The following is a 19,999-nucleotide window of genomic DNA, read 5'->3' as shown; positions in this document are numbered from 1 at the left end:
CGGCGGTGGCCGACGTTTGGGAATCTTCAGAATCGGAGATTGTGACGCCATGTCACTCACCCGTAGCGCCGAAGCCACCGCCTCCCGTACGGCGGACAGCCGGTGGCTGGAACTCCTCGCCCGGGCCGGCTTCATCGGCTACGGCATCGTCCACCTCCTCTTCGCCTGGTTGGCGTTGCAGATCGCGTTCGGCACGTCGTCCGACGACGGCGACCAGTCCGGCGCGCTGCGTACCCTCTCCGCACAGCCGCTAGGCAAGTTCCTGGTCATCGCCGTCGCTGTCGGCCTGCTCGCGATGGCGATCTGGCAGGCGCTGGAGGCGGCGGTCGGGCACCGCGCCGAGCGCGGCAAGGAGCGGGTCATGGAACGGCTCGCCTCGGCCGGCCGGACCATCGTCTACCTCTACTTCGCCTGGACCGCCTTCAAGGTCTTCTCCGACGCCGGATCGAACAGCGCCGACAAGCAGGAGGCGTTGACCGGCAAGCTGATGACCTCCAGCGGTGGCCGCTGGCTGGTCGGCCTGGCCGGCCTGGTCGTCGCCGCGATCGGCATCGGCCTGGTGATCTACGGCGCCCGGAAGAAGTTCGAGAAGCACCTCAAGACCGGCGAGATGAGCCCGAAGACCCGCCAGCTCGCCCGCCGGCTGGGCATGGCCGGATACATCGCCAAGGGCGTCGCGTACGGCATTGCCGGTCTGCTGGTCATCGTGGCCGCCGTGAACTACGACCCGGAGAAGGCCCGTGGTCTGGACGCCGCTCTGCACGCCCTGCAAGAGCAGTCCTACGGCACGTTCCTGCTGACCCTTGTCGCCCTCGGCATCGCCGCCTTCGGCGTCTACTGCTTCCTCCAGTCCCGGTACCGCAAGGTCTGAACTGGTCGATTCCCGGGCTGTCGGGCACCCTTGGGCTTTTGCCCGAAGTGCCCGACGCCTGGTCGAAGGGGAGCACCGAAGCCGTGCAGAACTATCTCGAAACGGCCGTCGCCGCGCTCGTCGCGGCGGCGGTCGCCCTGTTCCTGGTCGAGGTCGTCCACCGGTTGACCCGGCGGTTCGGCCGCCGGTCACTGCTGTTCACCGAGTTGACCGACCACGCGCACCGCCCGTTCCAGGTCGCCGGAACGGTCCTGGCCGTGCAGTTCGCTGCCCGCTTCACCACCGGGTACGCGGTTGGCGAGAGCTGGCGGCGGCTGCTGCTGCACCTGCTCATCCTCGGCGTCATCGCCACAGTGGCCTGGCTGGTCGCCTGCCTGCTGGTCGTCGTGGAGGACACCGCGCTGGCCCGGTTCCGGGTCGACGTACCGGACAACCGGCACGCCCGGCGGGTACGGACCCAGGTGGTGATGCTGCGCCGACTGACCATCGCGGTGATCGTCATCCTGACCATCGGCGTGATGCTGATGACGTTCCCCAGCGTGCGGGGCATCGGCGCCGGCGTGCTGACCTCGGCCGGTGTGGTCGGTGTGGTGGCGGCGCTCGCCGCGCAGAGCCTGCTCGGCAACGTCTTCGCCGGCCTCCAGCTCGCCTTCAGCGACGCCGTCCGGCTCGACGACGTGGTCGTCGTCGAGGGGGAGTGGGGTCGCATCGAGGAGCTGACCCTCAGCTACGTCGTGGTGCAGATCTGGGACGACCGCCGGTTGATCCTGCCCACCTCGTACTTCACCAGCAAGCCGTTCCAGAACTGGACCCGCACGGAGGCGGCGGTGCTCGGCACCGCCGAGTTCGACGTCGACTGGGCGGTGCCCGTGCAGACCATGCGCGAGGAGTTGCGCCGCCTCGTCGAGGGCACCGAGCTGTGGGACGGGCGGGTCTGCGTCCTGCAGGTCACCGACGCCACCGGCGGGACGGTCCGGTTGCGCGCGCTGGTCAGCGCCGCCGACGCGGGCAGCCTGTGGGACCTGCGCTGCCTCGTCCGGGAGCACCTGGTCGCCTGGATCAGGGACAACCGCCCGACCGCGATGCCCCGGGTACGCGCCGAGCTGGGCGACTCCAACAGCAATCTGTCCTGGCAGTGGGTGCAGCCGAGGCGGCCGGCCCGCCGTCTGTCCGAGACCGAGGCGCCCGACGACGCCCGGGTCTTCGGCGGCAGCGACGACGGCGACGCCCGCAGCGAAGCCTTCGTAGGCCCCGAAGAAACCCGCCCCTGACCGGAAGGCCCGCGCCCGCCCCCCCGCCCTGCTGCGCGGCAAACCCCGACGATCATGGACTTGGCGGGTCGGTGTGCCTGGTTTGTCCCCGCCCACCTCATGATCACCGCCGGGGGTGGGGTGCCGGGGGAGGGCGGGAGGGCGGGGAGGGCGGGGTGTGGGGGCGGGTGCGGGAGGTTTGGTCGGGCTTGGGTGGGGGATGTGCTGCCGGACGTCTCTGGCGTGATCGCGGCGGCTGGCCGCGTATTGGCGGCGCGGCGTCCGGACAACGGGGACGGTGAGCTGCTTGGCGCGCTTTAGGATTGACGAGCGGCGACTTCGGGCATACAGCGCGGTGATGAGGAAAGGAGGACAGCATGGCTGACGTGGCGAAAGCCCGCACATCCCAGAACGGGAGCGAGCCCTCCACCGCCGAGTTGGTGCAGCGGGCCACTGAGCAGATCTCCCGCCTCGTACGGGACGAACTGACGCTGGCCCGAGCGGAGTTGACCCAGAAGGGTAAGCACGCGGGCATCGGGATCGGCCTGTTCGGCGGCGGTGGCGCGCTCGCGTTCTTCGGTCTGGGTGCGCTGGTCGCCACGGCGATCCTGTTGCTCGACCTGGTGTTGCCCGCCTGGGCCGCCGCGCTGATCGTGGCGGTGGCGTGCTTCCTGGTGGCCGGCATCCTCGCCCTGGTGGGCAAGAAGCAGGTCAGCCGTGCCGTCCCGCCGGTGCCGGCGGCCACGGTCCGTAGCCTCCGGGCAGACATGGACACCGTCACCGCCGCGGTGAAGGACAGGGGGCGGCAATGACCGGTAACGGGACCGGCGACACGGAGGCCCTCCGCGAGGAGATCCGTCGCACCCGGGTCGAGTTGGGCGAGACGATGGAGGCGCTGGCCGCCAAGGCCGACGTCAAGGCGCGTCTGAAGGAGTCCGCCGAGCAGGCCAAGGAGCGGATGCGGGAGCAGGCGGCGCAGACCGTCGCCCGGGTCCGCGGGCAGGCCGCGCGTGGCGCCGGAATGGCGAAGGCGCAGGCGTACGAAAAGGGCGAGATGGTACGCGCACAGGCGTACGACAAGGGCGAGTTGGTGCGCCGCAACCCGGTGCCGTGGGCGGCCATCGCGGCCGGCGCGGTGGCCACCGTGGTGGTGCTGATGATCGTGCGGGGGAGGCGTAGGTGAGCAAGAGCATCGGCAGGGTCGCGTACCGGCCGGTCGGCGTGTTGTTGGGTATCGCCGCAGGCACTGTGGCCGGGGCGATCTTCCGGCAGGTCTGGAAGGTCACCGCGGGCGACGGTGAGGCGCCCAACGCGACCGACGAGGATCGCGGTTGGGGCGAGATCCTGGCCGCCGCGGCGTTGCAGGGCGCCATCTTCGCTGTCGTCCGAGCCGCAGTGGACCGGGGCGGCGCGGTCGGCGTACGCCGGATGACCGGCAGCTGGCCGGACTGACCAGCAGCGATTTCAGCCCCCTTCCCGCATCGATGGGAAGGGGGCTTTCGCATGGCATCGCACGCCGCCCAGCGCACCTGAGGCATCCGTCAGGTCACATGTCGGAGAAATTCGTCGGAGAGGTCGTGACAGACTTTTTACCTCCGTGATTTGCTGGTCCCCGCTGTTGCGAGATGGCGTGGGTTGAGAGAAGTCTCCTTCGTGGGGCCGCCTCAGGCACCGCTGCTCAAAAACGGCCAATCGGCCGGACGGCGTGCACGGCCGCCAGTTTTTAGAGGGAGAAACACATGGCTCAGGGAACCGTGAAGTGGTTCAACGCTGACAAGGGCTTCGGCTTCATCACCGTCGATGGTGGGGGTGCTGACGTGTTCGTCCACTTCTCGGCCATCCAGACCAGCGGCTACCGCTCGCTGGAGGAGAACCAGCGGGTGGAGTTCGAGATTGCTCAGGGTCAGAAGGGCCCGCAGGCTGAGCAGGTCCGTCCCATCTGAGTAGGACGGCCGGCCCCCGCCGGCCAGTGGGACGATCCGGCTCAAGGGTCGCGGTAAAGCCCCGCATCCCGATTGGGATGCGGGGCTTTCGCCTGTTCAGGCTCGCCGGTGCAGCGAGCAGTCAGCGTCGACGCGAACGCAGGCCGAGCCAGAGCACCACCAGCCCGGCCGCCGTCACGATCGGGCCGATCACCGCCCAGATCTTCTCGTCGGTCATCACGCTACCGCTGACGTAGCCGAGGCCCTGGACCGTCCACACCGCACCGATCACCACGGCCAGCAGGCCGAGGGTGAGCGGAAGCCAACCCCTCATCGCGTCCCCTCTCCGCCGCCCGGGGCGGCGCGCCGCCGTCCAACATCGCCGGCCGGGTGGCGTGACGCGAGCACCCCGGGCGCGCGGGTCACCACCGGTCGTGCACCTGCGGGCGGATCAGCTCGTCGTAGGTCTCGCGGACGGCTGCCAACTGCTCGTCGGTGAGCGGGGACAGGGCCGCCGCGGCGGCGTTGCGTCGGGCCTGGTCGGCGTCGCGGGCACCGGGGATGACCACTGTGACGCCCGCCTGGTCCAACACCCAGCGCAGGGCGAACTGCGCCATCGTGCGGTCCGCGTCGACGAGCGGGGCCAGCCGGCGTACGGCGGCCAGACCTCGGTCGAAGTCGACCCCGGAGAACGTCTCCCCGACGTCGAAGGCCGCACCGTGCCGGTTGTAGTTGCGGTGGTCGTCGGCGGGGAACTCGGTGTGCTCGTCGTAGCGGCCGGAGAGCAGGCCACTGGCGAGCGGCACGCGGGCGATGATGCCGACACCGGCTGCGGCCGCCGCCGGCAGCACCCGCTCCAGGGGCTTGTGGCGGACCGCGTTGAGGATGATCTGGACGCTCGCCACCCCCGGTCGGGCGATCGCGGTGAGGGCCTGGTCGCAGGTCTCGACGCTGACCCCGTACCCGGCGATGGCCTTCTCGGCGACGAGGGTGTCCAGGCCGTCGAAGACCTCGTCGGAGGAGAAGACCTCGGTGGGCGGGCAGTGCAACTGGACCAGGTCCAGGGTGTCCATGCCCAGGTTGGCCCGGGAGCGGTCGGTCCACTGCCGGAAGTTGGCCAGGGTGTACGCCTCCGGGCGCTGCTCGACGCGGCGGCCCATCTTGGTGGCGACGGTCAGCCCGGCGTCGGGTCGGGTGCGCAGGAAGCGGCCGATCAGCTGCTCGCTGCGGCCGTCGCCGTACACGTCGGCGGTGTCGAGGAAGGTGACTCCGGCGTCCACGGCGGCGGCGAGCACCGCCATCGCGTCGTCCTCGCTGACGGTGCCCCAGTCGGCGCCGAGTTGCCACGCGCCCAGGCCGACCGCGCCAACGGTCCGGCCGAGCCGGTTGAAGCTGCGCTGTTCCATGACCCGAGCCTAGTGATCGGGTTGCCACCCTGCCACGCGAGCCGTACGGTTAGCAGTACGGACGTACGGTTTGGGAGGCGACCATGTGGGACCCGACGACCTACCTGCGCTTCGGCGACGAGCGATCCCGGCCGTTTCACGACCTTCTCGCCCGGATCCCGGCCGAGCGACCCCGGGCGGTGCTCGACCTCGGCTGCGGCCCCGGCCAGCTCACCGCCGTCCTCGCCGAACGCTGGCCGACCAGCCGGGTGCGCGGCCTCGACTCCTCACCCGAGATGATCGAGCGCGCCGAGGCCCTCGGCGCGCCGGTCGACTTCGCGGTCGCCGACCTGCGCGACTGGCGTCCGGCCGGCGACGAGGACGTGGTGGTCAGCAACGCGGCGTTGCAGTGGGTCCCCGGCCACCAGGAGCTGCTGCGCCGCTGGGCCACCGATCTGCCCGCCGGCGCCTGGCTCGCCATGCAGGTCCCGGGCAACTTCGCCGCCGACTCGCACCGCGCCCTGCGGGAGGTCGCCAACCGGCCGACCTGGCGGGCCGAGCTCGCCCCGCTGCTGCGCGCGGACCCGGTCGACGACCCGGCCGACTACGCGGCGCTGCTGACCGCCGCCGGCTGCGAGGTGGACGCCTGGGAGACTACCTACGTGCACCTGCTGCCGGCTCGACCCGCCGCCGAGCACCCGGTGCTGGCCTGGATGGAGGGCACCGCGCTGCGCCCGGTCCGGGCCGCACTGGACGCCGCCGGCTGGTCCGCCTTCCGGGCCGAGCTGGGAGTACGGCTCACCGCGGCGTACCCGGTGCGGCAGGGTCAGGTGTACTTCCCGTTCCGCCGCGTCTTCGTCGTCGCCCGCACCGGCGACCATGCCCAGGAGAACCCGTGACCGACCTGTCCACCTTCATCGCCGGCCTGCCCAAGGTGGAGCTGCACGTGCACCACGTCGGCTCCGCCCTGCCCCGGATCGTCGCCGAGTTGGCAGCCCGCCACGAGGGGCGCACCCCCGTGCCGGCCGACCCGGACGCGCTCGCCAACTACTTCGAGTTCCGCGACTTCGCGCACTTCATCGAGGTCTACCTGAGCGTCGTGGATCTCATCCGCGACCCGGAGGACGTCTGGATCCTCACCCACGAGGTGGCCCGCGAGCTGGCCCGTCAGCAGGTCCGGTACGCGGAGCTGACCATCACCCCGTACTCGCACGTCCGACGGGGCATTCCCGCGCCGGCGTTCTGCGAGGCCATCGAGGATGCCCGCAAACGCGCCCTGGCCGACTTCGGCATCGAGCTGCGCTGGTGCTTCGACATCCCCGGCGAGGCCGGCCTGCCGGCAGCCGAGGAGACGCTGCGCATCGCGCTGGACGAGCGCCCGGACGGGCTGGTCAGTTTCGGTCTCGGCGGCCCGGAGATCGGCGTACCCCGACCGCAGTTCCGGCAGTACTTCGACCAGGCCCGCGCCGCCGGGCTGCGCTCGGTGCCGCACGCCGGGGAGACCACCGGGCCGCAGACCGTCTGGGACGCGCTGAACGAGTTGGGCGCCGAGCGGATCGGGCACGGCATCTCCGCCGCGCAGGACCCGCAGCTGCTCGCGTACCTGGCCGAGCGGCAGATCGGGATGGAGATCTGCCCGACGTCCAACGTCCGCACCAGGGCGGTGGCCACCCTCGACGAGCACCCGCTGCCCCGGCTGGTCGAGGCCGGGCTGCTGGTCACCATCAACTCCGACGACCCGCCGATGTTCGGCACCACCCTCAACGACGAGTACGCGGTGGCCGCCCGCCTGCTCGGCGTCGGCGCCGAGGGCCTGGCCGGACTGGCCCGCAACGCGGTGACCGCGTCCTTCCTGGACGCCGCCGGCCAGCAGCGGATCCTCGCCGAGATCGACGCGTACCTCGCCACCGCCGGCTGAGCTGGTCGGCCGGCTGGGCCGGCTGGCCGGGTTGGGTCGGCTGGTTGAGCAGGGCGCGCGGCGGGAGCGTGGGTGTGGGGGGACCTGTGACTCCCGCCGCGCGCGCGGCTCCACCGGCCGTGGGTGCGTGGTGCGCTCGGCCGGTGGAACTGGTGGGTTCGTGCTCTGATCCTGTCAGCCCGCAGCCGATCCAACGCGGTCGTTAACCGCGATCTAAGGAAGACTTGCGCCGGCGCACAGCCCCGGCCGGGTCAGTCGTCGGTGGGGCGCTGTCGGGGCCAGCGACGGCCGGTGGCCTTGGTGTCCCGGGCGTCGCGGGCCATCCGACCGACCAGACCGAAGCGGCTGACCTGCCGGGGCGTCGCCTCCGGGTCGGCGAGCAGCATCACCACGCTGGCGCCGCCCAGCCGGGCGCGGTCGATGCTCACCGAACCGTTGGCCTGCAACGCGACCCGCTTGGCGATGTCCAGCCCGAGCCCTGTCGAGCCCTGGTCGCTGGCGCCCCGGCGCAGCGCCCGGTCCGGGTTGGCGATGCCGGGGCCGGCGTCGTCGATCCGGATCGCCACGTAACCGTCGCGCCGGGACACCGCCACCTCGAAGGCGGTGCCCTGCGGTGTGTAGCGGAAGACGTTGCCGATCACCGCGTCCAGCGCGGCGGCCAGCTCGGCCCGCGGCACCGGCGCCGGGATGCGCAGCTGTGCGCCGTTGACCCGGTGCGGCCGGTTCTGGTCGCCGGCCAACGCCGCCCAGAACACCATCCGGTCCCGGACCACCTCGCTGACGTCGCACATCGCCGGCCCGGCCTCGAGCGCCACCGTCTTACGGGTGGTCTTGATCAACACGTCGATCTCACCCTCCAGGGTGACGATCGCCTGTCGGATCCGCCGGATCCCGCGCAGCCGGTCCAACTCCGCCGGGCTGAACGAGCCCACGCTGGTGTCGTCGGACTCCAACGCCTCCGCGTCCAACCGCAGCACCGTCAACGGGGTACGCAGACGATGCGACAGGTCGGCCACCAACTCCCGCTCGTCGGTACGGGCGGCGTCCAGCCGGTCCGCCATCCGGTTGAAGGCGTACCCGGCCTCGGCCAGCTCGCGCGGACCGGTCGGCTCCACGCGTACGCCGAGGTCCCCGTCGCCGATGGAGAGCGCGGCCTTGACCAGACCGCGGGTGGAGTCCACCGCGCGGGCAGCCACCCGGTCGACAACCAACACCGCCGCGCCGGCCATCGCCGCGCCGACAGCGAACAGCAGCAGCCAGGTGCCGCCGGCGCCCTCGCCCAGCGTCGACTCCGGAAGGAACACCTCGACCACCGCCGTCCGGTCACCGAGGACGACCGGGTCGAGCCGGGCCACACCCCCGTCGACGTCGACGACCAACGACTGGCGATCGGAGCGGGCCCGGTCCAGGTCGCTGCCGCTGGCCCGGCCAGCGGACTCGTCCAACCCCAACCCGTGCACCACGGGCCGGGTGGGTGCGCCCTCGGCGCTGGCCACCACGGCACGCTCGACGACAGCAGGGTCGGTGCTCACCGCCAGCGCGCCGGTCACCAGCGCGCTGCGCCGCGCCGCGTCGGCGATCGCCTCGTCCCGGCTCTGCTCGCGCAGGCTGAGCCCGAGCGGGATCAGGAACGCGAGCGCCACGAGACTGCACATGCCGGCCGTGAGCAGGGCCAGCGCCGTCCTCAGTCCGGTGCCACCAGCCGGAATCCGACCCCCCGCACGGTGCGCAGGTAGCGCGGCTTCGCCGCGGACTCGCCCATCTTTCTGCGGAGCCAGTACAGGTGAACGTCGATGGTCTGATCCTCGCCGACCGATGGCTGCCGCCATACCTCCTCCAAGAGTTCCCGGCGGGACACTACCCGCCCAGGTCGTGCGGCGAGATACGCCAACAGGTCGAATTCCTTGCGGGTCAGCGCCAGCGGCTCCCCGTCGAGCTGGGCGCTGCGCTCGCCCACGTCCACCCGCAGCCCGCCGACGCTGTGCACCGCGGGCTGCACGGACCGACTGGCCCGGCCCGCCCGGCGCAGCACCGTGGTGATCCGGGCGTCCAGGTGCGCCCCGGTGAACGGCTTGACCATGTAGTCGTCGGCGCCGGCGCGCAGCAGCTTGACCACCGACTGCTCGTCGTCGCGGGCGGTGGCGATGATGATCGGAACGTCGGTGATGCCGCGCAACATCCGCAGCGCGTCCGAGCCGTCCAGGTCGGGTAGGCCGAGGTCGAGCACCACCAGGTCGGGTGTCTCCGCGGCGACCCGACGCAAAGCGTCCAACGCCGTACCCACGGCGTGCACGGCATGCCCCCGGTCGGTGAGGGACCGCAGCATCGCGCCGCGTACGACGTGATCGTCTTCGACCAGGAGCACGGAGGCCACGACAAGACCGTACTTGGCCTGGCAAGTTGATCGCGTTGCGGCGTGCCTGGCGACCGGGCAAGCTGGTACGACGATGTCGTTCACCCTGTTCGCCGATGCCCGCCTGGCGCTCGCCCGGGACAGCCTCGCCGGCCTCTCCACCGGCGACGCGCTCGGCGCGCAGTACTTCCTGCCGGGGCCGGCGCCAGTGGACCTCGCCGCCGACGCGCTGCCGCCGGCGCCCTGGGAATGGACCGACGACACCGAGATGGCCTGCTCGGTCCTCGCCCAGTTGGCCGACTCCGGCGGCATCGACCGGGACCGGCTGGCCCTCTCCTTCGCCGAGCGATGCACCGAACGCCGAGGCTACGGCGCGGGCGCGATGCTCATCCTGGGGCTGATCCGCACCGGCACACCGTGGCCGCTGGCCGCCGCCTCCGCCTTCGACGGGCAGGGCTCCTGCGGCAACGGCGCGGCGATGCGGGTCGGCCCGCTGGGCGCGTACTTCGCCGACTCGACAGCGCGCGCCGCGGCACAGGCGCGTGCCTCCGCCGAGGTGACGCACGCGCACCCGGAGGGGATCGCCGGCGCGGTCGCCGTAGCCGTCGCCGCCGCGCTGGCCGCCCGGGCCCGCCTCGACGGCCACCGGCCGGCCCCGGAGCGGCTGCTCGCCGGGATCGCCGCCGCGCTCGACCCGGGCACCGAGGTCCACCGGGGCGTACACCGGGCCGCCGGGCTGCTCGGCCGGCCGTTGCCCCGGGTGGTGGCCGCGCTCGGCAACGGCTCCCGGGTGATCGCCCAGGACACCGTCGCGTTCACCCTCTGGGTGGCCGCCACCCACCTCGACGACTATCCGGCGGCCATCGAGACGTGCGTACGGGCCGGTGGGGACGTGGACACCACGGCCGCCATCGCCGGAGCGGTGGTCGCGGCGCACACCGGCATCGGCACCCCGGGCGGGGTGCCCGAAAAGTGGCTGGCCGCCCGCGAGCCGCTACCTGCCTGGCTCCCCTGACCCGGGGGGCTGCCCGGCGCTGGCGCTGCCCTGCGCCTCCGCTGCCCACGATCGACTCGGCTTCCTGCAAGTCGGGTCGTTCGGGCGGCGGGAATGCCACGGATTCCTGAAAGCCGAGTGGATCACCGCCAAGTCGGGCTGTCCGGGCGGCGGGGATGCCACGGTTTCCGGGAACCCGAGTGGATCACCGCGATGCTGCGGGAACAGCCTGCTGCGCGTCGGCCTGCTGCGGGTCGGCGGACCGCGGGTCGGCGGACTGCGCGTCGGCGGGCTGCGGGTCGGCGGGCTGCGGGTCGGCGGACTGCGGGTCGGTGGACCGCGGCTCGGCGGGCGTCGGGTCCGGCGTTGCGGTGTCGTTCCCGCGACCGGTTATCTCGGCCAGCGTCGCGGCCTCGTCCGGGTCGCCGGTCACCTCGGCGAGCGCGGCGGCCTCGTCCGGGTCGCGTCGGCGCCAACGGCTGACCAGCCAGCCGATCGCCGCGCCGCCGCCCAGTCCGGCCAGCAGACCGGCGGCCAGCATCCCGTCGGCGCTGCCCTCGTCGGCGCCGCCCGATCGGGCCGGCGGTGCGGCGTCCGCACCGTTGTCCGCTGCGGCCGGTGCGCCGGCCGCCGGGCCGGCGTGCCCGCCGTGCGCGGCCGGACCCGGCGCGCCGGGCGCCGCCGGCAGCAGGGCGAGCGTCGGGGCCCGGTGCGGACCGGTGGCGTCCGCCCACCGGACCACGGTGCCATCGGCGTACGTCTGGACGACCTCGAAGGTGAGCCGCTCGGCCTGCGGCATCGGCCCCATGGAGAGCGCCAGCCGAGCCGGCCCGCTGTCACTCTCACCGACCCGCACCCAGGTCACCGCGGTCGTCACAGTGCTCACCCCGGAGGAGTGGATACCGGCCACCGGCTTGTCCAGGGTGCGGGAGCTGATCCGGGGCGCCCAGCCGTTCACCGACATGGGGTAGACCTCGGCGATCGGCGCGTCGGCCGGCAGCCGGACCTCGATCTGCTTGGTCTTCGTGCCGGCCCGTTCCTCCGGAACGCTGAACTCCAGCCGTACCGCCTCGCCCTGCCGGGCCTCGGTCGGGGTGGTCGTCACGTCCGCCGCGTACGCCGTGCCAGGCCAGAGCAGCAGCCCAGCGGCGGTCACCGCGGTCGCCGCCACGATCCGCCGCCGACGGCCACCGCCGTACGTGCTCGCCATCTCGTGCCCCCATCCGTGTCGACGCGGCCGGCACCGGTTTCCGGCCACACCTTCTAGTTCGGCTGCGAGGCGCGAAAGGTTCAACGTCGGCGGTAAGGAGGTGCCCTTCCCGGTCGGGGGCGGGTCGACCGATAGCATCGGCAGGAGCCGAGGATCGGCACCGTTTCGTACCACTTGGAGGAGTCACCGTGTCCGCACCCCGTACCCCCGCCGTGGCCGACCCCGTCGTCGTCGCCGCCGGGACCACGGCGGCCGACGCGGTGGCCGCGGCCGGACTGCCCGCGAACGGCCCGAAGGCGATCGTCGTGGTCCGCGACCCCGAGGGTCAGCTGCGTGACCTGGACTGGGCGCCGGCCGAGGAGACCGTCGTCGAGCCGGTCAGCCTGGATTCGCCCGACGGGCTCAACGTGCTGCGCCACTCCACCGCGCACGTCCTCGCCCAGGCCGTGCAGGACGTCTTCCCCGAGGCCAAGCTGGGCATCGGCCCGCCCATCGAGAACGGCTTCTACTACGACTTCGACGTCGACAAGCCGTTCCAGCCCGATGACCTCAGCAAGCTCGAGAAGCGCATGCAGGAGATCATCAAGTCCGGGCAGCGGTTCCGTCGTCGCCGCTTCGGCAGCCTGGACGAGGCGCGCTCCGAGCTGGCCGACGAGCCGTTCAAGCTGGAGTTGATCGAGGTCAAGGGCGAGGGCCTGGACACCGACGAGGTGATGGAGGTGGGCGGCGGCGAGCTGACCATCTACGACAACCTCGACGCCAAGGAGGACAAGGTCTGCTGGTCGGACCTGTGCCGGGGCCCGCACCTGCCGACCACCCGACTGATCGGCGCGTTCAAGCTGATGCGCTCCGCCGCCGCGTACTGGCGGGGGTCGGAGAAGAACCCCCAACTACAGCGGGTGTACGGCACCGCGTGGCCGACCCGCGACGAGCTCAAGGCGTACCTGAAGCTGTTGGAGGAGGCCGCCCGGCGCGACCACCGCAAGCTCGGCGCGGACCTCGACCTGTTCAGCTTCCCCGACGAGATCGGCTCCGGCCTGGCGGTCTTCCACCCCAAGGGCGGCATCATCCGCCGGGAGATGGAGCACTACTCCCGCCAGCGGCACGAGGCCGCCGGGTACGAGTTCGTCAACACCCCGCACATCACCAAGGCGCAGCTGTTCCAGACGTCCGGTCACCTGCCGTACTACGCGGACACCATGTTCCCGCCCATGCAGTTGGAGGGCGCGGACTACTACCTCAAGGCGATGAACTGCCCGATGCACAACCTGATCTTCAGGTCGCGCGGGCGGTCGTACCGGGAGCTGCCGCTGCGGATGTTCGAGTTCGGCACTGTCTACCGGTACGAGAAGTCCGGCGTCGTGCACGGCCTCACCCGGGTCCGCGGTCTGACCCAGGACGACTCGCACATCTACTGCACCCGTGAGCAGATGGCCGGCGAGCTGTCCACGCTGCTCAGCTTCGTCCTCGACCTGCTGCGCGACTACGGCCTGGACGACTTCTACCTGGAGCTGTCGACCCGGGACGACTCGCCCAAGTTCATCGGGGCCGAGGAGGACTGGGCCGAGGCGACCGAGGCGCTGCGGACCGCCGCCGCGACCTCCGGCCTGGACCTGGTGCCCGACCCGGGTGGCGCGGCGTTCTACGGGCCGAAGATCTCGGTGCAGGCCCGTGACGCCATCGGCCGGACCTGGCAGATGTCCACCATCCAGGTCGACTTCAACCAGCCGGAGCGGTTCGCGTTGGAGTACCAGGCCGCCGACGGCAGCCGGCAGCGGCCCGTGATGATCCACCGTGCGCTGTTCGGGTCGATCGAGCGGTTCTTCGGCGTGCTCACCGAGCACTACGCGGGTGCCTTCCCGGCCTGGCTGGCGCCGGTGCAGGTGGTGGGCATCCCGATCCGCGAGGACCACACCGACTACCTGCACGGCTTCGTCGCGGCGCTGCGCGCCGAGGGCATCCGCGCGCAGGTGGACGCGGGTGACGACCGGATGCAGAAGAAGATCCGGACGGCGCAGCAGCAGAAGATCCCGTTCATGGTGATCGCCGGTGACGACGACGTGGCCGCCGGTACGGTCTCCTTCCGCTACCGCGACGGCTCCCAGCGCAACGGGGTGCCGGTGGCCGAGGCGGTGACCCACGTGCTGGACGTGGTCAGCTCACGGACCAACATCGGCCCGTCCGCCGCCGCGGAGTAGCGGGACCGCCGCGCGCCCCTCGTGCCGCATGATCGTGCTCGATCCAGGAAGTAGTGGCCTCCCCGGTGGGGGAGGCCACTACTTCCATGTTCGAGCGCGATCTTCGCCGGGAGGCGGCGCCGAGAGCGCAGCGCCCGGAGGCGGTGGCGGGTGTCAGATGCCGCAGTTGGGCGCTGACCAGCCTCCGACCGCTGCCACGTGGGTGTGGTCGTTGTGGTCGGGGTAGCCGGGGCCGAGGATCTGCCCGAAGCCGTGGTTGCGGGCCTGCTGCGCCAGCCGGCAGAACGACGGAGAGCCGACCAGGTCCACCCCGTCGCCGTACAGGTGCCTGCTGTTCGACGCGCCGCCGACGGCGCTGTTGCAGGCGTAGCTGCGGAAGCTGCTGCTGATCGCGATGGACACGTCGCCGAGGGCGTGCCGCATGGCCTGGAGCTTCCACATCGAGACGAGCGCGTTGAACCGGGCGGTGCTCGCCGAGACCGCGCCGCCGGACCAGTCGCCGTTGCACTTGTTCAGTTCGGGGTAGCTGAAGTTGGCCGGGGTGCAGTCGTCGTCCTGGAGGGCGTAGAGGCGGTTGAACGTCTGCGGGCCGGCGATGCCGTCGGCGGGCAGCCCGTACGCCTGCTGGAAGCGGATCACCGCCGATCGGGTGGCCGGGCCGTACGCGCCGTCGAGAGTGAGCACCGCGCCGTAGCCGGGGTAGCCGGCGACCCGGATCTGGAGTTGCCGGACATCCTCGCCGGACGCCCCCTGGGACAGGGTGCGTCCCCAGGTGTAGCAGCCGTCCGCCTGGGCCGCGCCGGCAGTGAGGGTGACGCCGGCCACTGTGGTGGCGGCGGTCAACGCCAGTGCCGCGAGGAACCTGCCGAGCCGTCGGAACATGTAGCCCTCCATCAATGCATGGAAGTACGTGGATGCATGGAAGTTTCATGCTTCTGCTTTGATCCGTCAAGAACTTGCAGTCCCGGTTTTCCCGAAGGCGGGTGTCGCGGCGTGCCCGCGGGGCTCCGTAGGATCGGCTCGTGACAGGGGCGGAACGGCAAACGGACAGCGACGGCATGGCGGACGGCCTGGAGCGGCTCTGGACGCCGCACCGGATGACCTACATCTCCGGCGAGGACCGCCCGGCCGAGGGCTACGAGAAGCCCACCGGGTGCCCCTTCTGCCGGGGGCCCAAGCTGCCCCCGGAGGAGAGCCTGGTGGTGGCCCGGGGCGAGCACGTCTTCGTGGTGCTCAACCTCTACCCGTACAACCCGGGGCACCTGCTGGTCTGCCCCTACCGGCACGTCGCCGACTACACCGACCTGGACGTGCCGGAGACCACCGAGCTGGCGTCGTACACCCAGACCGCCATGCGCGTGATCCGCAAGGTCAGCAACGCCCACGGCTTCAACCTGGGCATGAACCAGGGCGGGGTGGCCGGCGCCGGCATCGCCGCGCACCTGCACCAGCACGTGGTGCCGCGCTGGGGCGGCGACGCGAACTTCATGCCGGTGATCGGCCGCACCAAGGTCCTGCCGCAGCTGCTCGGCGACACCCGCGACCTGTTCGCCAGCGCCTGGCCGTCCTGACCGTCGGCGGCCGCGCCGCGCCGGTCGCGCGACCTCCGCGCCGGTCCGGCTAGTCGGCGCGCAGCAGCGGGGTCAGCTCCGACCAGCTCTCCACCCGGCGAACGTGGGGCAGCAGCGCGGCGTGTGCGGCGACCTCGGCCTTTCGCGGCCGGAACAGGAAGCGGTTCGGCACCGAGTCGAGATAGCCGAGCACCTCCAGCTTGTCGTCAACGAAGTGGGTCAGGCCGAGGCGGCTGGCGATCGGCGCCTTGTCCGGTCGGGTGCGGCAGAAGTGCACCCGCTCGACCGGGATGCCCGTGCGGGCCGGAAAGTCGTGGTGGGCCAGCCACTCCCGGGTGCGCCGCTCGGTGGCCTCCCCGCACTTGGACACCAGGTGCACCTCGTCGAACGCCGGGCCGAGCGCCGCGAGCGCGTCGAACGCCCCGACGACGGCAGGGGTACGCAGGTAGTGCGCGCCGAAGAACGAGGTGTCCGCGTCGTCGTCGGCCGGCTCGATGATCACTCCGCCGATGTCCACCCCGAGCCGTCGCATGGCGTTGATCATGCCGCACCGTGACCACCTCCGTGCACCGGCGTGTCCGCCCACCGATCTGCTGCGCCCCGGCCCGCCGAAGGTGGCACGATCGGCCGATGGCAGTCACGACACGGGTGTTGGGGCGCAGCGGCATCGAGGTCAGCGCCCTCGGCATGGGGTGCTGGGCGATCGGCGGGCCCTGGGCGGAGGGCACCCAGCCCCTGGGCTGGGGCGCTGTCGACGACGACGAGTCGGTGCGCGCGGTACGCCGGGCACTCGATCTGGGCATCACCCTCTTCGACACCGCCGACACGTACGGGGCCGGGCACGGTGAGCGGGTGCTCGGTCGCGCGCTCGCCGGTCGCCGCGACGACGCCGTGATCGCCACCAAGTGGGGTTACACCTTCGACGAGGCCGGCCGGCAGGCCACCGGCGAGGACGCGTCGCCCGAATACCTGCGCGGTGCCGTGACCGCCTCACTGCGCCGGCTGGGCACCGACCGGATCGACCTCTATCAGCTGCACCTGGCCGACCTGTCGGTGCCGAGGGCGCAGGCGCTCATCGGGACCTGCGAGGACCTGGTGGCCGAGGGCCTGATCCGCGCGTACGGGTGGAGCACCGACCGCACCGACCGGGCCGCCGCGTTCGGGCACGCCGCCGCCGGTGCCACCGCCGTGCAACACGCCCTGTCGGTGCTGCGCGACGCCCCCGACCTGCTCGCCGTCTGCGACAAGTACGACCTGGCCAGCGTCAACCGGGGTCCACTCGGGATGGGGCTGCTCACCGGCAAGTACACGGCCGCGTCGACGCTGCCCCGCGACGACGTACGCGGGCTGGCCCCGGCCTGGTTGGAGTGGTTCCGGGGTGGCCGGCCGGCACCGGAGTGGCTGCGTCGGGTCGGCGCGGTCCGTGCCGCGCTCACCGCCGACGGGCGCACCCTCGCCCAGGGCGCGTTGGGCTGGATCTGGGCGCGCAGCGGTCGCACCATCCCGATCCCGGGCTGCCGTACTGTCGCCCAGGTCGAGGAGAACGCCGCCGCGCTGCACCGGGGCCCACTGCCGGCGGACCAGTTCGTCGAGGTGGAGCGTCAGCTCGCCGCCGTACGCACCGCAGCCCTCCGCGACGCCGACCGCCCCCACTGGCCCCGCCCCACCCACCCCACAGTCCACCCGTAACCAGGCCGCCACCTCACCCCACCCCGCCGCGCCCCGCTTCTCCGCGCCGGTCCGCGTCCCCGCGCGCCGGTCCGCGTCCCCGCGCGCCGGTCCGCGTCCCCGCGCGCCGGTCCGCGTCGATCAAGGAGTTGTGGTGCCTCACAAATCGGGCCTAGATCGGCCTTCTGCCCACCACAACTCCATGATCGACCCGCGACTCACCCCAGCCCTCGCCGATCTTGCACTTTCTGCGGGGACTTATGCCCGCGACAGCGACATAAGGGCGACAGAAAGTGCAAGATCGCCGGGCCGGGCCGGGCCGGGCCGGGGCGGGGCGGGGCGGGGCGGGGGCGGGTTAGGGGAGTTGTTCCTTGCGGGTCTGGTCGGCCAGGTGGGCGGGCATGGGGTCGTGGCGGACGAAGTGACGGCGGAAGGTGCCGGTGCCGGCCGTCATGGAGCGCAGCTCGACGGCGTACCGAAGCAGCTCGGTGGCCGGCACTTCGGCGCGGACGAGGGTGCGGCCCTCGGTGTCCGGGTCCGGTTCGGTGCCGAGGACCCGGCCGCGTCGGCCGGACAGGTCGCCCATCACCGCACCCACCGAGCCGTCCGGAACCCGGATGGTGACCTCGTCGATCGGCTCCAGCAGGGCCGGCTGGCCACGCTCGGCGGCGTCGCGCAGTGCCAGCGCGCCGGCGGTCTGGAAGGCCGCGTCGGAGGAGTCGACGCTGTGCGACTTGCCGTCGACCAGAGTCACCCGCAGGTCCACCACGGGGTGCCCGGCGACCAGCCCGCGCTCCAGTTGGGCGCGGACGCCCTTCTCCACTGACGGGATGTAGTTGTGCGGCACCGCGCCGCCGACCACCCGGTCGACGAACTCGAAGCCACTGCCGCGGGGCAGCGGCTCGACCTCGATGTCGCAGACCGCGTACTGGCCATGGCCGCCGGACTGCTTGACGTGGCGGCCGTGGCCCTTCGCGGGCACGGTCAGCGTCTCGCGCAACGACACCGTGACCGGCTCGGTGTCCAGCTCGACGCCGCCGGCGCGCAGCCGGTCGAGCACCACGTCCGCGTGTGCCTCGCCCATGCACCAGAGCACCAGTTGGTGGGTCTCCGGGTTGCGCTCCAGCCGCAGCGTGGGATCGCCGGCGACCAGGCGGGCGAGGTTGCGGGCCAGGGCGTCCTCGTCGGCGCGGCTCCGGGCGACGATCGCCACCGGCAGCAGCGGCTCCGGCATCTCCCAGGGGGCGATCAGCAGTGGGTCGTCACTGGTCGAGATGGTGTCGCCGGTCTCGGCGCTGCCCGACTTGGTGATCGCGCAGATGTCACCGGCCACGCACAGCGACACCTCCCGCAGTGTGGCGCCCAGCGGGGTGTAGACGTGCCCGACCCGCTCGTCGGCGTCGTGGTCGGGGTGCCCACGTTCGGCCATGCCGTGCCCGGAGACGTGCACCCTCTGGTCGGGGCGCAGCGTGCCGGAGAAGACCCGGACCAGCGAGACCCGACCGACGTGGCGGTCGATGGTGGTCTTGACGACCTCGGCGACCAGCGGCCCGGCCGGGTCGCAGCTCAGCGGCGGACGCGGCGAGCCGTCCACGCCGGTCACCGCCGGCAGTTCGTGCTCCAGCGGCGACGGGAACGCGGCGGTCAGCACCTCCAGCAGCACGTCCAGCCCGACACCGGTCTGGGCGCAGACCGGCACCACCGGGTAGAAGTGGCCCCGGGCGACGGCCTTCTCCAGGTCGTCGATGAGCACCTCGTCGCTGATCTCCTCGCCGTCGAGGTAGCGGTCCATGAGGGTCTCGTCCTCGCTCTCGGCGATGATCCCCTCGATCAGCTCGTCGCGGGACTCGTCGATGGCCCGCTGGTGCTCCGGGTCCGGGTCGCGGACGTCGGCGGGCAGCCCGGCGCTGTAGTCGAAGACCCGACGGGTGATCAGGCCGAGCAGCCCCTCGGTGGAGACCCCGTCGTCGCCGAGCATCGGCAGGTAGAGCGGCATCACGTTGTCGCCGAAGAGGCGCTGGCAGAGCGCCACGGTCTCGTCGACGTCGGCGCGGGGCTGGTCCAGTCGGGCCACCGCGACCGCGCGGGGCATGTCGACGGCGGCGCACTCCTCCCAGAGCGCCACGGTGGCCGCGTCCATGCCGCCCGCGGCGGAAACCACGAAGAGCGCGGCGTCGGCGGCTCGCAGCCCGGCGCGCAGTTCGCCGACGAAGTCGGCGTACCCGGGGGTGTCCAGCAGGTTGACCTTGATGCCGTTGTGCAGCAGCGGCGCGCAGGACAGGCTGACCGAGCGCTGCTGGCGTACGGCGGCGGGGTCGTGGTCGCCGACGGTGGTGCCGTCGACGACGGTGCCGGCCCGGCCGATCGTGCCGGTCGCGGCGAGCAGGGCCTCGACCAGTGTGGTCTTGCCCGCCCCGGAGTGCCCGACGAGCACCACGTTGCGAACCCGCTCGGGCTCGGTCACCACCGGCGTGCCGCCGGTGGAACCCTTCTCGTGACTCTTCTGCGCCATGGGGCGCACCTCCCTCAGCCGGTGGTGGTGGCGACCGCCGCGCGACGGGAAGCGGCCCGGGGCGAGTGCGCGGCGATATCCTCCGGTGGTCTGCTGCACAGCGGGAACGGGACGGGCGGACGGGTGAGCTGGCTCACCTCCCGGCTC

Annotated in this window: 20 protein-coding genes; 12 read left to right on the top strand and 8 right to left on the bottom strand. The window is 72.3% G+C overall.

Annotated features, from left to right (window positions below; genetic code table 11):
• Positions 1 to 49 precede the first annotated feature (49 nt).
• The 6 genes from OG598_RS15970 to OG598_RS15945 all read left to right on the top strand — a co-directional run bounded on the left by OG598_RS15970 (position 50) and on the right by OG598_RS15945 (position 4,064).
• Positions 50 to 871, top strand: a complete 822-nt coding sequence (locus OG598_RS15970; RefSeq protein ID WP_328655158.1) for a DUF1206 domain-containing protein — start codon at positions 50 to 52, stop codon at positions 869 to 871.
• A gap of 83 nt (positions 872 to 954) precedes the next feature.
• On the top strand, positions 955 to 2,142 hold the full coding sequence (locus tag OG598_RS15965) for a mechanosensitive ion channel family protein (protein ID WP_328655347.1): 1,188 nt from the start codon (positions 955 to 957) through the stop codon (positions 2,140 to 2,142).
• A gap of 356 nt (positions 2,143 to 2,498) precedes the next feature.
• Complete coding sequence (locus OG598_RS15960) at positions 2,499 to 2,933, top strand: phage holin family protein (protein ID WP_030338239.1); 435 nt, start codon at positions 2,499 to 2,501, stop codon at positions 2,931 to 2,933.
• Positions 2,930 to 3,304, top strand: coding sequence for a DUF3618 domain-containing protein (locus OG598_RS15955; protein ID WP_328655157.1), 375 nt, complete (start codon positions 2,930 to 2,932; stop codon positions 3,302 to 3,304). Before OG598_RS15960 ends, OG598_RS15955 begins: the two co-directional genes overlap by 4 nt.
• Positions 3,301 to 3,573, top strand: coding sequence for a DUF4235 domain-containing protein (locus OG598_RS15950; RefSeq protein ID WP_130400249.1), 273 nt, complete (start codon positions 3,301 to 3,303; stop codon positions 3,571 to 3,573). Before OG598_RS15955 ends, OG598_RS15950 begins: the two co-directional genes overlap by 4 nt.
• 287 nt (positions 3,574 to 3,860) lie before the next feature.
• On the top strand, positions 3,861 to 4,064 hold the full coding sequence (locus OG598_RS15945; protein WP_030338233.1) for a cold-shock protein: 204 nt from the start codon (positions 3,861 to 3,863) through the stop codon (positions 4,062 to 4,064).
• A 121-nt stretch (positions 4,065 to 4,185) separates the two neighbouring features.
• Here OG598_RS15945 and OG598_RS15940 read toward each other — a convergent pair whose 3' ends face one another.
• Both OG598_RS15940 and OG598_RS15935 read right to left on the bottom strand, forming a co-directional pair.
• Complete coding sequence (locus OG598_RS15940; protein ID WP_328655156.1) at positions 4,186 to 4,377, bottom strand: hypothetical protein; 192 nt, start codon at positions 4,375 to 4,377, stop codon at positions 4,186 to 4,188.
• 88 nt (positions 4,378 to 4,465) lie between these two features.
• On the bottom strand, positions 4,466 to 5,449 hold the full coding sequence (locus tag OG598_RS15935) for an aldo/keto reductase (protein WP_091401706.1): 984 nt from the start codon (positions 5,447 to 5,449) through the stop codon (positions 4,466 to 4,468).
• A gap of 83 nt (positions 5,450 to 5,532) precedes the next feature.
• Between OG598_RS15935 and OG598_RS15930 the strand changes: the two genes are divergently transcribed.
• Together OG598_RS15930 and OG598_RS15925 are read left to right on the top strand one after the other, a co-directional pair.
• On the top strand, positions 5,533 to 6,327 hold the full coding sequence (locus tag OG598_RS15930) for a trans-aconitate 2-methyltransferase (protein WP_328655155.1): 795 nt from the start codon (positions 5,533 to 5,535) through the stop codon (positions 6,325 to 6,327).
• Positions 6,324 to 7,346, top strand: coding sequence for an adenosine deaminase (locus OG598_RS15925; RefSeq protein ID WP_328655154.1), 1,023 nt, complete (start codon positions 6,324 to 6,326; stop codon positions 7,344 to 7,346). Before OG598_RS15930 ends, OG598_RS15925 begins: the two co-directional genes overlap by 4 nt.
• Positions 7,347 to 7,597: 251 nt before the next feature.
• Here OG598_RS15925 and OG598_RS15920 read toward each other — a convergent pair whose 3' ends face one another.
• Both OG598_RS15920 and OG598_RS15915 read right to left on the bottom strand, forming a co-directional pair.
• On the bottom strand, positions 7,598 to 9,001 hold the full coding sequence (locus OG598_RS15920) for a HAMP domain-containing sensor histidine kinase (RefSeq protein ID WP_328655153.1): 1,404 nt from the start codon (positions 8,999 to 9,001) through the stop codon (positions 7,598 to 7,600).
• Positions 9,002 to 9,030: 29 nt separating this feature from the next.
• Positions 9,031 to 9,720 carry a response regulator transcription factor gene (locus OG598_RS15915; protein WP_091401712.1) on the bottom strand — a complete coding sequence of 230 codons (690 nt, stop codon included), beginning with the start codon at positions 9,718 to 9,720 and terminating at the stop codon, positions 9,031 to 9,033.
• Positions 9,721 to 9,793: 73 nt separating this feature from the next.
• Here OG598_RS15915 and OG598_RS15910 point away from each other — a divergent pair, with 73 nt between their 5' ends.
• A complete protein-coding gene (locus OG598_RS15910; protein ID WP_328655152.1) occupies positions 9,794 to 10,714 on the top strand; it encodes an ADP-ribosylglycohydrolase family protein in 921 nt (306 codons plus the stop codon).
• A gap of 184 nt (positions 10,715 to 10,898) precedes the next feature.
• Here OG598_RS15910 and OG598_RS15905 read toward each other — a convergent pair whose 3' ends face one another.
• The gene (locus tag OG598_RS15905) at positions 10,899 to 11,903 is read right to left on the bottom strand and encodes a DUF1775 domain-containing protein (protein ID WP_328655151.1); all 1,005 of its coding nucleotides are present in this window, start codon (positions 11,901 to 11,903) and stop codon (positions 10,899 to 10,901) included.
• A 188-nt stretch (positions 11,904 to 12,091) separates the two neighbouring features.
• Here OG598_RS15905 and thrS point away from each other — a divergent pair, with 188 nt between their 5' ends.
• A complete protein-coding gene (gene thrS / locus OG598_RS15900; RefSeq protein ID WP_328655150.1) occupies positions 12,092 to 14,101 on the top strand; it encodes a threonine--tRNA ligase in 2,010 nt (669 codons plus the stop codon).
• 153 nt (positions 14,102 to 14,254) lie between these two features.
• Here the strand turns inward: thrS and OG598_RS15895 are convergent, their stop codons facing one another.
• Entirely contained in the window at positions 14,255 to 14,995 is a 741-nt protein-coding gene (locus OG598_RS15895; RefSeq protein ID WP_328655149.1) for a D-Ala-D-Ala carboxypeptidase family metallohydrolase, read from the bottom strand.
• A 164-nt stretch (positions 14,996 to 15,159) separates the two neighbouring features.
• On the opposite strand from OG598_RS15895, the gene OG598_RS15890 reads away from it, so the two are divergent.
• On the top strand, positions 15,160 to 15,672 hold the full coding sequence (locus OG598_RS15890) for an HIT family protein (RefSeq protein WP_328655346.1): 513 nt from the start codon (positions 15,160 to 15,162) through the stop codon (positions 15,670 to 15,672).
• 49 nt (positions 15,673 to 15,721) lie between these two features.
• On the opposite strand, the gene OG598_RS15885 is transcribed toward OG598_RS15890, so the two are convergent.
• Positions 15,722 to 16,216, bottom strand: a complete 495-nt coding sequence (locus OG598_RS15885) for a hypothetical protein (protein WP_328655148.1) — start codon at positions 16,214 to 16,216, stop codon at positions 15,722 to 15,724.
• 86 nt (positions 16,217 to 16,302) lie between these two features.
• Between OG598_RS15885 and OG598_RS15880 the strand changes: the two genes are divergently transcribed.
• Positions 16,303 to 17,361, top strand: a complete 1,059-nt coding sequence (locus OG598_RS15880) for an aldo/keto reductase (RefSeq protein WP_328655147.1) — start codon at positions 16,303 to 16,305, stop codon at positions 17,359 to 17,361.
• 334 nt (positions 17,362 to 17,695) lie between these two features.
• On the opposite strand, the gene OG598_RS15875 is transcribed toward OG598_RS15880, so the two are convergent.
• On the bottom strand, positions 17,696 to 19,852 hold the full coding sequence (locus tag OG598_RS15875) for an elongation factor G-like protein EF-G2 (protein WP_328655146.1): 2,157 nt from the start codon (positions 19,850 to 19,852) through the stop codon (positions 17,696 to 17,698).
• Positions 19,853 to 19,999 lie beyond the last annotated feature (147 nt).

The sequence above is a fragment of the Micromonospora sp. NBC_00330 genome (genome assembly GCF_036136635.1).
GTDB classification, from domain to species: domain Bacteria; phylum Actinomycetota; class Actinomycetes; order Mycobacteriales; family Micromonosporaceae; genus Micromonospora; species Micromonospora salmantinae.
This window is presented reverse-complemented; position numbering and strand designations above follow the sequence as displayed.